Source organism: Arthrobacter sp. SPT-J7 (genome assembly GCF_059089965.1).
Map to the genome: position 1 here is coordinate 214402 of NZ_JBNHFF010000003.1, position 12786 is coordinate 227187.

A 12786-nucleotide genomic window follows, 5' to 3' on the forward strand; every position below is an offset into this window, starting at 1 on the left:
CCGTCGCCGGTTGACACGCCGTCACCGGTTGCCACTCCGTCGCCGGCTGCCAGACCCTCGGCAGGACCGGCGATCAACTGCACCGGCCTTCTTTCTGCGTGCTGCACCAGTGCTGGTATTCCTTGGTGAAGGCGTTGTGCTGTTCCAGCGTCTTGGCGAACTTCGTCTCGCCGGTGTCCAGATTGACCGTCACCCAGTAGTAGTAAGGCACGTCGGCCGGGTTGGCGGCTGCGTCGATGGCCGGTCCGCCGGGTGAGTTGATTGGTCCCGCGGGCAGTCCGGTGTGCGCGTAGGTGTTGTAGGGGTTCGACTTGTCCGCCTTTTCCTCAGGCGTGATGTCGTAACCCTTCCGGCCCAGGCCGTAGGTCACCGTGGCGTCGGACTGGATCAGGCCGTTCGTTTCGGTGTTGTCCGGCTTCAGCCGGTTCTGGATTGCGCCGGCAACGGTGCGATAGTCGGCCTCGCCCGCCTCGGCCTCGATGATGCTGGCAATGGTGAGCACCCGGAACTGCTCCTGCGGATCGGAAATCCCGTCTTTGGTCAGCCGGTCTACGGTGCGGCCTACCAGTTCCGTGAGGATGTCCTTGGCACTGGTTCCCAGCGGCCAGCGGTACTCACCCGGGAAGAGGTAGCCGTCCAGGTTGCGTGCTTCTTTCGGCAACCCGAACTGCTGCGGGTTCTTGGCCAGTTCGGCGAACTCGGAAGCAGGAATTTGCGTGCCTTTGCTGAGGACCTCGAAGACCTCTTCCTGGCGCAACGTGCGGTTGATGGCGGTGTAGGAGACCTTCTCCCCCACGTCCTCCAACAGGACGGCGGCGGCAGCCGCGGCCGGCATCTTATGCTTCATCTGGTACTGGCCAGGCTGCACCTCGCGGCCGTCGGCCTGCTTGGCCAACTCGCCCATGAAAATCTCGCTGTTGGAGATGATGTCTTGCTCCACCAGCGCGCCGGCGATCATCAGCGGACCGGCGCCCTGTTCGACCGTGAAGGTCACCTGTCCCTCGCCGGGGCCGGCATAGTCCTCGGGACCGCCGCCCATGCCCAAAAGGTTCTGCAGGAACAGCACCACGCCGACCAGGCCCGCGGCGAAGACCGCGAAGACCACCAGCATGATGGTGTTGCGCCGGCGCCGGGCGCGCTTCTTGGTGCGGACCGGGCGCTTCGGGCCTGCGGGAGGTGCTTCCTCGAAAAAGTCCAGCCGACCGTCGTGGTAGATCTGGCCGTCGTCCGCGTAGCCCTGACCGTCCGCGTAGCTCTGGCCGTCCGCGTAGCCCTGCTCGGCGTCGGCGGTTTCCCAGCCGCGTTCCGCGGAGACCGGAGCATATTCTGGCTCGTCTGCCGAGGAAACCGCGGCGTAGTCCGCCTCGGGTTGGGCCTCCGGCTGAGGACGACGGCGGTGCCCACCGAGGGCTTGCACGTGATGGTGGATTTCGGTGGCCGGCTCCGGGTCGGTCCAGCCGGCAGCCGGGTCCTCCGCTGCTGGTGCGTCGGCGGGCTCGGGCGCCGCCGGTTGGCTGGCCGGGTCGGACCAGGCCTCGTCGGCGGGTGGTGGCTCTTCCCATTCGGGTACCGCGTCGTCGTCCCAGTAGGGCGGAACGGTGTCGTCAAAGCGCGGATCGGCTGACTGGCGTCCGTGCGCGGAACGCCGGGAAGGCAGATTGGTCCAGTCGTCGGGGTGCTTGGTCACGTTCCCGGGTCCCCGCTTCGATCATGTCCGTGCGTAATCGTCGGCTCCTCATGGCTGGCATCCGGCGCTGGTCTGCCGGCGGGTGGTGCGACAGGTGTCCCCACGTCCTGTCCTTGGGCCCGTTGCATGTCAATGGCCTGCTGCAGGATACCTACTGCAGCTACCTGATCAACTACTCTACGATGTTGACGCGTATCCATGCCAGCATCTCGCAGTCCACGGTGCGCCGAGACAGTGGTCAGGCGTTCATCAATCAGGCTGACGCTGGCCTCGGACCCGGCGGCTGCCAGCGCTGCGGCCAGCTTCCGGGCATAGCTGCGGGCCATCTCGGTGGACGCCGAGTCGCCGCCGGACAGCGTGCGCGGAAGCCCGACGAACACCTGGACGGTGCCGCGTTCGGCGGCCTCGCGCACCAGCACCCTGATGTCGCTGTCCTTCTTGGCGTCGCGCTTGAGGGTGCGTACCGGCGTGGCCAGGATCCCGTCCGGATCGCAACTGGCCACGCCCACGCGCACCGTACCGACGTCGACACCGAGTTTGGTGCCGCGCGGATAACCGGTAGGAGACACGCTGCGGGCCCCTAGCGGTTCGCGACCGCGGCAGTCACCGCGGCCAGTGCCTCGTCGATCTTGGCCGCGTCGGTCCCGCCGCCCTGGGCAACGTCGTCCTTGCCGCCGCCGCCGCCACCCAGCACGCCGGCAGCGGTCTTGACCAGCGCACCGGCCTTCACACCGGCGGCGCGGGCTGCCTCATTGGTCGCGACCAAGATCAGCGGCCGGCCGTTGGCCACACCTGTCATCGCCACGGTGACCGGCTCGGAGCCCAACCGGGTCCGCAGGTCCAGGGCCAGGTTGCGCAGGTCATCGGCACCGTTAAGGTCGCCGACGTTGTGCGCCAGCAGACGGATGCCTGCCACGTCCTGGGCCTGGGAGACCAGCGAGGCAGCGGAGGCTGCCAGCTGTTCCTTGCGCAGCTTGTCCAGTTCCTTCTCCACCGACTTGAGCTTGGCCAGGGTGGCGGCAATCCGCTCGGGAAGCTGGGCGCCGGGGACCTTGAGCATTTCGGACAGCTCGGTCACCAGCGCGCGCTCGGCGGCCATGTGGCGGAAGGCTTCCATGCCCACAAACGCCTCCACCCGCCGGTTGCCGGAGCCCACCGAGGCCTCCCCCAGCAGCGTCAGCGAACCGATCTGCGAGGTGGCCTCCACGTGGGTGCCGCCGCAGAGTTCGCGGGACCAGGCGCCGTCGATCTCCACCACGCGCACGGTGTCCCCGTAGGCTTCGCCGAAGAGCGCCATCGCGCCCAGCTCGCGGGCCTGGGCCAGCGGCATGACGCGGGTCTGCACCTCGAAGTTGTTGCGGATGGCCAGGTTCGAAACCTCTTCGACCTCCGACTTGGCGGCGTCGGAGAGGCCCTCGCCCCAGGAGAAGTCGAAGCGGAGGTAGCCGGCCTTGTTGAAGGAGCCGCGCTGCAGCGCCTCCGGGCCCAGGATCTGGTGCAGGGCCGCATGGATGATGTGCGTCCCGGAGTGCGCCTGCTCGCCGGCATGGCGGCGCTGCGCGTCCACTGCGGCCTGCACCGTGGCGCCGGCGGGCAGTTCGCCTTCGCGGACCACGGCCTTGTGCACGCTCAGGCCCTTGACCGGCTTCTGCACGTCCAGCACCTCGACGACGAACCCGTCACCAGTGATCAGTCCGACGTCGGCGGCCTGGCCGCCGGCCTCGGCGTAGAAGGGGGTCGCGTCGAGCACCAGCTCGATTTCCTCGCCCTGGCCGGCGAAACCGCGCACTTCTCCGCCGCGGACGATGCCGCGCACGGTGGATTCGGTGTTCAGTTCGTCATAGCCGGTGAAAACGGTCTCGCCCTCGGCCAGCATCTCGCGGAAGACGGTCACGTCGGCGTGGCCCATCTTCTTGCCGCGGGCATCGGCCTGGGCACGCTGGCGCTGCTCGGCCATCAGCGTGCGGAAGCCGGCTTCGTCCACCTGCAGGCCCGCTTCTTCGGCCATTTCCAAGGTGAGGTCAATCGGGAAGCCGTAGGTGTCGTGCAGGGCGAAGGCGTCCTCGCCGGAAATCGGCTTCGACGCGGCCTTCGATTCCTTCACGGCCTCTTCCAGCCGGGCGGTGCCGGAGGCAATCGTGCGCAGGAAGGCCTTCTCTTCGGCATAGGCAATACGGCTGATCCGCTCAAAGTCGTCCGCCACCGCCGGGTAGGTGCCCTTCATGGCGTCACGCGAGACCGGCAGCAGGTCAGGCAGGCAGGCCTTTTCCACGCCGAGCAGGCGCATGGCGCGCACGGCACGGCGGATCAAGCGGCGCAGCACATAGCCGCGGCCCTCGTTGGAGGGAGTCACGCCATCGGAGATCAGCATCAGCGCGGAGCGGATATGGTCGGCGACCACGCGCAGCCGCACATCGTCCGTGTGGTGCGGATCGTCGTCGGACTCGGCACTGGTGTATTCCTTGCCGGAAATCTCCGCGGCCTTGTCCAGCACGGGGCGGACCTGGTCCGTCTCGTACATGTTCTCCACGCCCTGCAGGATCATTGCGAGGCGTTCCATGCCCAGGCCGGTGTCGATGTTCTTCTGCGGCAGTTCGCCCAGGATTTCGAAGTCTTCCTTGCCAATGCCGGCGCCGCGCTGGTACTGCATGAAGACCAGGTTCCAGATTTCGATGTAGCGGGTCTCGTCGGCGATCGGGCCGCCTTCGATCCCGTACTCCGGGCCGCGGTCGTAGAAGATTTCGGAGCACGGGCCGGCGGGGCCGGGCTGGCCGGTGGACCAGTAGTTGTCCTTCTTGCCGGACTTCTGGATCCGGTCGGCCGGGACACCCACCTGGTCGCGCCAGATGGCGAGGGCTTCCTCGTCCTCTTCGTAGACGGTGATCCAGAGCTTCTCCGGCGGCAGGCCGTAGCCGCCCTGCTCCACCGGGCTGGTCAGCAGTTCCCAGGCCATGGCGATGGCCTGCTCCTTGAAGTAGTCGCCGAAGGAGAAGTTGCCGCACATCTGGAAGAACGTGCCGTGCCGGACCGTCTTGCCGACCTCTTCGATGTCAGCGGTACGGATGCACTTCTGCACGCTGGTGGCGCGCGGGTACGGCGGCGTCTCGCGGGCGGTCAGATAAGGGATGAACGGCACCATGCCCGCCACGGTGAACAGCAGCGACGGATCCGGCGACACCAAGGACGCCGAAGGGACCACGGCGTGGCCCTTTTTCTCGAAGAAGTCGAGCCAGCGGCGGACAATCTCGTGGGATTTCATGGTGCCTGTGTCTTACCTTCCAGGGTACAAAGGGCCGGTGCGGGCCGGGGCGTGGCTTGAGCTGCCGTAAAAATTTAGCGCGTGCGGACGTCGTCGGCGGAATCGATGCCCAGGGCCAGACGCAGATCGGTTTCGCGTTCGGCCATGCCGTCCCGGACCGCGTCGGCAAAGTTGGCCACCGAATCGGCCACCTGGCCCAGGGCGCGGTTCAGTCCAACCGGTCCCAGCGCTTCGCGCGTCTGGGAGAGCTTGCGGACCGCGAGCACACCGATTGCCACTCCTGCGGCCATCCAGATCATTCGCTTCATGTCGGTTCCTCTCGCGGGTTAGCGGCCGCGGCGGCGCTTGCCCTCGGGCGCGCCCTTGCCGGCGGTGTTGAAGGCGCTGCGCACGCCGTAGGAGAAGGCTGCCACCTTGATCAGCGGCGAGCCAAGGGTGGCGGAGAGCAGCGAGGTCAGGGCGGACACGTTGGCCGACGCGTCCGACACGTTGTTGGAGATGCCGTCGACCTTCTTCAACTGTTCGTTGGTGGTGCTGACGGTGGTGGTCACTTCGCCAATCAACGGGGTGGTGCCGTCGCTGAGCTCGCGGATGGCCTGGCGCAGTTCATCGAACACTTTGCCGAGCTTCCACACCGGGATGGCCAGCAGGGCCACCAGCACCGCGAACACGCCCGCGGCGATCAGACCGGCGATATCTCCACCTGACATAGGGTCAAACGCTCCTCTTGTTGGTTGACTGCGTACTCCGGTCCGCGCGCAGCTTGGCTTCTGCTGCAGGGGTCCGGCTAACGACGGCGGGGCGCACCTTGTGCAGGCGTCGTCCCGCCGCTCTCAACACCTTACCTACTGAACAGCCCGCGGCCGATGCCGCGGGCTGTTCTGCGCCGCCCCGTGCACGGAGCCGGCATCTCGCAGGGTGGTTCCGGAGTGTTCAGGCCCCGGAACTACTTATTTAGCGAGCGTAGTATTCGACCACCAGCTGCTCTTCGCAGGTCACCGGAACCTCGGAGCGCTTGGGGCGGCGGACCAGGCGGGCCTGCAGCTTTTCCAGAGCGACATCGAGGTACGGCGGAACGTTGGGGAGCACGTCGCGGTGAGCGCCGGCAGCTGCCACCTGGAACGGGGGCATCTTTTCGGAGCGCTCGTGCACGTGGATCAGCTGGCCCTCGGAAACGCGGAAGGACGGGCGGTCCACGCGCTTGCCGTTGACCATGATGTGGCGGTGCACCACGAGCTGGCGGGCCTGGGCGATGGTGCGGGCGAAGCCGGCACGCAGCACCAGGGCGTCGAGACGCATTTCCAGCAGCTCGATCAGGTTTTCACCGGTCAGACCGGCGGTGTTGCGGGCTTCCTCGAAGACACGGGTCATCTGTGCTTCGCGGATGCCGTACTGGGCACGCAGACGCTGCTTCTCGCGCAGACGAACGGCGTAGTCACTGTCCTGCTTGCGGCGGGCGCGTCCGTGCTGGCCGGGGCCGTACGGACGACGCTCCATGTACTTCTCAGCCTTGGGCGTCAGGGCAATGCCAAGGGCACGCGAAATGCGGACCTTGCGGCGGGCTCGTGTGTTGTTAGCCACGATGTCCTTCCAGTTATGTGCGGTGCAATGGTTTGCTGGCCTCCAAGTCCCGGAGAGCGTTGGTCAACCGCTACCTTCAGCTACAGTCCGTCCCGGGCACACGCCTCTCCCCTTCGCTGAACTGCTTGAGGGATCGACGGCGCAAGAACGGCTTGCCAGTCAGCCAACCATTCTAGCATCAGCTGGTGGGCCGGCCTGCCACGTCTAGGCTGGCTGGATGCGAGCCATTCTCCAGCGCGCCAGCCGCGCCAGTGTCAGCGTCGACGGCACCGTGGTGGGTGCCCTGTCCGGCCCCGGCCTGCTGGTCCTGGTGGGCGCCACCCATTCCGACACCGCGGAAGACGCCGAGCTGCTGGCGGAGAAGATCTGGCGGCTGCGCATCCTGGACGGCGAGCTCTCCTGCGCCGATGCCGGCGCTCCGCTGCTGGTGGTCAGCCAGTTCACGCTGTACGCCGACACCCGGCGCGGCCGGCGGCCGTCCTGGTCTGCGGCCGCACCCGGCGAGGTCAGTGAACCGCTGCTGGAACACTTCGTCGCGGCCCTGCGCGGCTTGGGCGCCCGGGTGGAGACCGGGGTCTTCGGCGCCATGATGGAGGTGGAACTGGTTAACTCCGGTCCGTTCACCATCAGCTTGGATACCGAAGAGTTCGCCAAACCGCGCCGCGGCTGAAACGGCATGCCTGCGGAAAAACGGCGCCGTCGTCGGAAGTCGCACCCCCCCGCCGCCGTCGTTATGATCCGCGGATGATCTTGCGCAGCCGGTCCACCCGCGCCGAAATTTCCCGCTCGGCGCCGTTCGTGGTGGGCTCGTAGTAGTTCCGGCCCACCAGGTCGTCCGGCGCGTACTGCTGGGTGGCGATCCCGTGCGGGGCGTTGTGCGAATACACGTAGCCCTTGCCGTGGCCCATCCCCTTGGCCCCCGCGTAGTGGGAGTCGCGCAGGTGGACGGGGACCCCTTGGCCGCGCCCGGCCCGGACGTCCGCTACGGCGGCGTTGATCGCGTCGTGGCAGGCCGGCGACTTCGGTGCGGTGGCGATGTGAACCACGGCCTGGGCCAGCACCAGCCGGGCTTCCGGCATGCCGATCAATTGCACGGCCTGGGCGGCGGCGACGGCGGTCTGCAACGCCGTGGGGTCGGCCATGCCCACGTCTTCGGAGGCGTGGACCATGATCCGGCGCGCCACGAAGCGCGGGTCCTCCCCCGCCTCCAGCATCCGCGCCATGTAGTGCAGCGCGGCGTCCACGTCGGAGCCGCGCATGGACTTGATGAAGGCACTGGTGATGTCGTAGTGCTGGTCACCGGCACGGTCATAGCGCAGTGCGGCACGGTCCATGGCACGTTCGGCGTGGCTGAGTTCCACCCGGACCGGGGCGCCGTCTTCGCCTTCCCCGCCGGACTCGCCCCAGGCCACCCCGGCGGCGGCCTCCAGCGCGGTCAGGCCGCGGCGGGCGTCGCCGGCGGCTAGCCGGACCAGGTGTTCCAGCGCCTCGTCGCTCAGCTGCACGCGGCCGGCCAGCCCGCGCTCGTCCTGGACCGCGCGCACCAGCAGTTGCTCGATGTCGTCGGCGGTCAGCGGTTTCAGGGTCAGCAGCAGCGAACGGGACAGCAGCGGCGAGACAACCGAGAACGACGGGTTTTCCGTGGTGGCGGCGACCAGCACCACCCAGCGGTTTTCGACGCCCGGCAGCAGCGCATCCTGCTGCGCCTTATTGAAACGGTGGATTTCGTCCAGGAACAGCACCGTGGTGGTGCGGTGCAGGTCGCGGGCGGTCAGCGCCTCGTCCATCAGGCGGCGCACGTCCTTGACGCCGGCGGTGATCGCGGAGAGCTCCACGAACTTGCGGCCCGGGCCGCGGGCAATCACATGCGCCAGCGTGGTCTTGCCGGTGCCGGGCGGCCCCCAGAGCATCACCGACGACGGTCCCGCCGGCCCGGTGGCCGCGCCGCCGGCCGCCAGCAATCGCAGCGGCGAACCGGGCTGGAGCAGGTGCTGCTGCCCCACCACGTCATCGAGCGTGCGGGGCCGCATCCGGACCGCCAACGGGCTGCGCGGACGCGTGGATCCGTCGTCGCCGGACGCTGCTCCGTGGCCTTGGCCGTCGCCCTCGCCGTCGTAGTCTTCGTCGTCGCCTGCCGCTGCACTGAACAAGTCACTCACACCGTCAAGGCTATCCGTTCCGCGGCGCAGCACTGCCTCGGCTCAGAAGTCGATCCGCATCACGGCCCGGCGCACGGTCGGGCGGCTGACTTCACGGAACCCGGCCGCGGCGAAGATGCTGTGGCTGCCCACGTACAGTTCGCCCCAGGTCATCTCCTGCCCGGGCTTCAGGATCAGCGGATACCCCTCGACGGCGCGGGCACCGTTGTCCTGCGCCCAGCCCGGCACGGCTGCGGCCAGCGCCCGGCTGATGCCACGGCGCCGGAAGCCTGCCCGGGTGACAAAGCAGACCGCGGCCCAGATGCTGGCGTCGTCCGGATCCTCCTCCCGGCCGGCCCACACCACGCGGCTGTTCCGCAAGCGCCGGTAGGCCGGCCTCGGTTCCACCGCGCACCAATTGGCCGGTTCGCCGTCCAGGTAGGCGACCAAGCCGCTGGTGGAATCGGCTGCCGGATCGCCACAGGCGGTCGCCGCCCGGAGCCGGAAGGCCCGTTCCTCGACGTGTTCCTCGCGCCATTGCGCGGCAGGAGTCTGGAACCACTGGCACTGACAGCGGGCCGCCTCACCGCGGACACCCAGCACTGTCTGCAGTTCGGCCCAGGAGGCCTCACGCGCAGGCACAATTGAAACGTTCGCACCGGTGTCCGTGGTCATGCCCCCAGCAGACAACACGGCGGGCGCGCACCACAAGAGGTGCGCGCCCGCCGTCGTCCATCTCCGGATGCGATGCCGGCGAGGTGCCGGGCTACTTGGCCTCGGATTCCTTGGTGGCGTCCTTGGCCGGATCCTTGGCCGCGTCCTTGGCAGCTTCCTTGGGCTGTGGCTTGGCGTCCACGCCGGCTTCCTTGCGCTGCTGCGGCGTGATCGCGGCCGGAGCGGCGGTCAGCGGGTCGTAGCCGCCGCCGGTCTTCGGGAAGGCGATGACCTCGCGGATCGAGTCCTCGCCGGCCAGCAGCGCCACCACGCGGTCCCAGCCGAACGCGATGCCGCCGTGCGGCGGGGCGCCGTACTTGAAGCCTTCCAGCAGGAAGCCGAACTTGGTCTGGGCCGACTCTTTGTCCAGTCCCATCACCTTGAACACGCGTTCCTGCATGTCGCGCTTGTGGATACGGATGGAGCCGCCGCCGATCTCATTGCCGTTGCAGACAATGTCGTAGGCGTAGGACAGCGCCGACTCCGGATCGGTGTCAAAGGTGTCCATGAACTCCGGCTTGGGCGAAGTGAAGGCGTGGTGCACGGCGGTCCACTTGCCGGAGCCGACGGCCACGTCGCCGGACGCCACGGCCGCTTCGGCCGGCTCGAACATCGGTGCGTCCACGATCCAGACGAAGGCCCAGTCGCCGTCGTTGATCAAGCCGGTGCGGTGGCCGATTTCCACCCGGGCGGCGCCGAGCAGTGCGCGGGAGGCGGAGCGGTCGCCGGCGGCGAAGAAGATGCAGTCACCGGGCTTGGCGCCGACGGTTCCGGCGAGGTTCTCGCGTTCGAAGTCGGTGAGGTTCTTGGCCACCGGGCCGGTGAGCTCGCCGTCTTCCTGGACCAGCACGTAGGCAAGGCCCTTGGCGCCGCGCTGCTTGGCCCATTCCTGCCAGGCGTCCAGCGTGCGGCGGGCCTGCGAGGCGCCGCCGGGCATCACCACGGCGCCCACGTAGGGGGCCTGGAAGACGCGGAAGGTGGTGTCCTTGAAGAACTCGGTCAGCTCGGTCAGTTCCAGGCCGAACCGCAGGTCGGGCTTGTCCGAACCGTACTTGTCCATCGCCTCGGCGTAGGTCATCCGCGCGATCGGGGTGCTGATTTCGACGCCGATCAGCCGCCACAGGGCCTGCACGATCCGCTCGCCCAGCGCGATGATGTCATCCTGGTCCACGAAGCTGGCCTCGATGTCCAGCTGGGTGAATTCCGGCTGGCGGTCGGCGCGGAAGTCCTCGTCGCGGTAGCAGCGGGCAATCTGGTAGTACTTCTCGAAGCCGCCCACCTGCAGCAGTTGCTTGAACAACTGCGGGGACTGCGGCAGCGCGTACCAGGAGCCGGGGGCCAGGCGTGCCGGCACCAGGAAGTCGCGGGCGCCTTCCGGCGTCGACCGGGTCAGCGTCGGCGTTTCAATCTCCACGAATCCGTCGTCGTGCAGCAGTTCGCGTGCCACCCGGTTGACCTCCGAGCGCAGCCGCAGCGCCTTCGACGGGCCGGGCCGGCGCAGGTCCAGGTAGCGGTGCTTGAGGCGGGCTTCCTCGCCCACCTCCACGTGCTCGTCCACCTGGAACGGCAGCGGGTCGGCGGTATTGAGGACGACGACGTCCTCCGCGATGACTTCTACCTCGCCGCTGGCAAGGGCAGGGTTCTCGTTGCCCTCGGGGCGCTTCTCCACGGTGCCTTTGATCTGCAGCACATATTCGTTGCGCAGCGCATGGAAGACATCCTCTTCGCGGACCACCACCTGGGCCACGCCGGAGGCATCGCGCAGATCCAGGAAGGCCACACCACCGTGGTCGCGGCGGCGGGCCACCCAGCCGGCGAGAGTAACGGTTTGTCCGATGTGCTCGGCCCTGAGGGTGCCGAGGTCGTGTGTGCGCAGCACAACAGTCCTTCCGGTAGAACGAATTGCTCAGCTGTCCGCCCGCTGTTGTTTACCTGGTGCGGCGGCGGCGTACGGCTATGGTTAGTGGAGACCTACACGAGTTTACCGTTGATCACGCGGCGCCCCGGACCCGGACTCCGGCCAAACCGCACCAGCGGCCCGACGGGCCGGAGGCCCCGCGGGCCCGCAGCAAGGAGCTGTGGCAACTGTGAGTAGTGAATCATCGCTGGAACGCCGGCTGGGCGGAGTGGACGCCACCACGGTGGGCGTTGGCTCCATGATCGGCGCGGGCGTCTTCGTCGTCTTCACCCCCGCGGCCGCTGCCGCCGGCCCGTGGCTGCCGCTCGCGCTGGCTATCGCCGGCTTCGTGGCTTACTGCAATGCCAGCGCCACGGCGCAACTGGCCGCCCTCTATCCCACCAGCGGCGGCGCCTACGTTTACGGCCGCAAGCGGCTGGGCGAATGGCCCGGCTTCCTGGCCGGCTGGAGCTTCGTCACCGGCAAGATCGCCTCTTGCGCGGCCATGGCGCTCACCTTCGGCATCTACGTTTTCCCCGACTACGCCACCGCCGCCGCCGTGGCCGCGGTAGTGGTGCTGACCTCGGTCAACCTGCTGGGCATCACCAGGACCGCCTGGGTGACCCGCTGGATCGTGGCTTTCGTGGCCGCCGTTCTGGTCTTCGTGGTTGTGGTGGCGTTCGACGCCGATCCCATCGGTCCCCCGGCTACGGATAGCGCGCTCTCCCCGTACGGGGTTCTGCAGGCAGCGGGGCTGTTCTTCTTCGCGTTCGCCGGCTACGCAAGGATTGCGACCATGGGCGAAGAGATCCGCGAACCCAAGAAGCTGATTCCGCTGGCCATCTTCTCCGCCCTGCTGATCACCTTTGTGCTCTACGTGCTGATCGGGCTGGGCCTGCTGCGCTACCTCGGACCGGAATTACTGTCGATGACCGAAGCCCCGCTGCACTCGGTGATGGAGGAAGTCGGCGGCGGCGTGGGCACCACGGCCATTTCCCTGGCCGCGGCCCTCGCCAGCCTGGGCGCACTGCTGGCGCTGATCGCCGGCGTCGGCCGGACCACCTTTGCCATGGCCCGGGAGGGCGACCTGCCCGGGGTCTTCGGCAAGGTGGGCACCCGCTTCAAGGTTCCGTGGGCAGCGGAAGTGGTGGTCGCCGTCGTCGTGATTTTCCTGCTCCTCACCCAGGACGTGCTGGCCGTGGTGGGCTTCTCCAGCTTTGGCGTTCTGATCTACTACAGCATCGCCAATGCCGCGGCGCTGACTCTGGACGAGCGACCGTGGCATGCGCCGAAGCTGCTGAACGTGGCCGGGCTGGTCGGCTGCCTGCTGCTGGCGTTCACGCTGCCGGTAACCTCGGTGGTGCTGATGGTCGCAGTCCTCGCCGTCGGCGTGATCGCCCGCGCCGCCTTAACGCCGGCACGCCGCCGGCCCGGCGCCTAGGGCGGGCAGCGCACCGTAGCTGCCCGCCTGGCGGGGCGGCTCCAGCCGGAGCGGCCCCGCCAGGCGCAG

General features: G+C 68.1%; 11 protein-coding genes. 2 read left to right on the forward strand and 9 right to left on the reverse strand.

Annotated features, from left to right (window positions below; all coding sequences use genetic code 11):
* Positions 1-73: 73 nt before the first annotated feature.
* The 6 genes from mltG to rpsD all read right to left on the reverse strand — a co-directional run bounded on the left by mltG (position 74) and on the right by rpsD (position 6527).
* Complete coding sequence (gene mltG, locus AC5RWX_RS06415; protein WP_493957669.1) at positions 74-1687, reverse strand: endolytic transglycosylase MltG; 1614 nt, start codon at positions 1685-1687, stop codon at positions 74-76.
* Positions 1684-2256 (reverse strand): Holliday junction resolvase RuvX, encoded by a 573-nt coding sequence (gene ruvX, locus AC5RWX_RS06420; protein ID WP_493941084.1) that lies wholly within the window; start codon positions 2254-2256, stop codon positions 1684-1686. The genes mltG and ruvX overlap by 4 nt, the downstream gene beginning before the upstream one ends.
* Before the next feature lie 11 nt (positions 2257-2267).
* Entirely contained in the window at positions 2268-4946 is a 2679-nt protein-coding gene (alaS, locus tag AC5RWX_RS06425) for an alanine--tRNA ligase (protein ID WP_494097064.1), read from the reverse strand.
* Positions 4947-5020: 74 nt separating this feature from the next.
* A complete protein-coding gene (locus AC5RWX_RS06430; RefSeq protein WP_493941707.1) occupies positions 5021-5254 on the reverse strand; it encodes a DUF6167 family protein in 234 nt (77 codons plus the stop codon).
* An 18-nt stretch (positions 5255-5272) separates the two neighbouring features.
* Positions 5273-5656, reverse strand: a complete 384-nt coding sequence (locus AC5RWX_RS06435) for a DUF948 domain-containing protein (protein WP_493941708.1) — start codon at positions 5654-5656, stop codon at positions 5273-5275.
* Positions 5657-5900: 244 nt separating this feature from the next.
* A complete protein-coding gene (gene rpsD, locus AC5RWX_RS06440) occupies positions 5901-6527 on the reverse strand; it encodes a 30S ribosomal protein S4 (RefSeq protein WP_493941709.1) in 627 nt (208 codons plus the stop codon).
* Positions 6528-6744: 217 nt separating this feature from the next.
* On the opposite strand from rpsD, the gene dtd reads away from it, so the two are divergent.
* Positions 6745-7197 (forward strand): D-aminoacyl-tRNA deacylase, encoded by a 453-nt coding sequence (gene dtd / locus AC5RWX_RS06445; RefSeq protein ID WP_493957670.1) that lies wholly within the window; start codon positions 6745-6747, stop codon positions 7195-7197.
* Between the two features lie 61 nt (positions 7198-7258).
* On the opposite strand, the gene AC5RWX_RS06450 is transcribed toward dtd, so the two are convergent.
* The 3 genes from AC5RWX_RS06450 to aspS form a co-directional block, all read right to left on the reverse strand.
* On the reverse strand, positions 7259-8686 hold the full coding sequence (locus AC5RWX_RS06450; protein ID WP_494097065.1) for a replication-associated recombination protein A: 1428 nt from the start codon (positions 8684-8686) through the stop codon (positions 7259-7261).
* Positions 8687-8728: 42 nt separating this feature from the next.
* Positions 8729-9340 (reverse strand): GNAT family N-acetyltransferase, encoded by a 612-nt coding sequence (locus AC5RWX_RS06455; protein ID WP_494097066.1) that lies wholly within the window; start codon positions 9338-9340, stop codon positions 8729-8731.
* A 91-nt stretch (positions 9341-9431) separates the two neighbouring features.
* Positions 9432-11258, reverse strand: a complete 1827-nt coding sequence (gene aspS / locus AC5RWX_RS06460; RefSeq protein ID WP_493943180.1) for an aspartate--tRNA ligase — start codon at positions 11256-11258, stop codon at positions 9432-9434.
* Positions 11259-11466: 208 nt separating this feature from the next.
* Between aspS and AC5RWX_RS06465 the strand changes: the two genes are divergently transcribed.
* Positions 11467-12717 carry an APC family permease gene (locus AC5RWX_RS06465; protein WP_493943181.1) on the forward strand — a complete coding sequence of 417 codons (1251 nt, stop codon included), beginning with the start codon at positions 11467-11469 and terminating at the stop codon, positions 12715-12717.
* Positions 12718-12786: the final 69 nt, after the last annotated feature.

What these genes read in the sequence shown, in the direction of transcription:
- AC5RWX_RS06430 (WP_493941707.1), bottom strand. Translation starts at nt 5,254, where the DNA reads ATGAAGCGAATGATCTGGATGGCCGCAGGAGTGGCAATCGGTGTGCTC.
- AC5RWX_RS06435 (WP_493941708.1), bottom strand. Translation starts at nt 5,656, where the DNA reads ATGTCAGGTGGAGATATCGCCGGTCTGATCGCCGCGGGCGTGTTCGCG.
- alaS (WP_494097064.1), bottom strand. Translation starts at nt 4,946, where the DNA reads ATGAAATCCCACGAGATTGTCCGCCGCTGGCTCGACTTCTTCGAGAAA.
- AC5RWX_RS06455 (WP_494097066.1), bottom strand. Translation starts at nt 9,340, where the DNA reads ATGACCACGGACACCGGTGCGAACGTTTCAATTGTGCCTGCGCGTGAG.
- dtd (WP_493957670.1), top strand. Translation starts at nt 6,745, where the DNA reads ATGCGAGCCATTCTCCAGCGCGCCAGCCGCGCCAGTGTCAGCGTCGAC.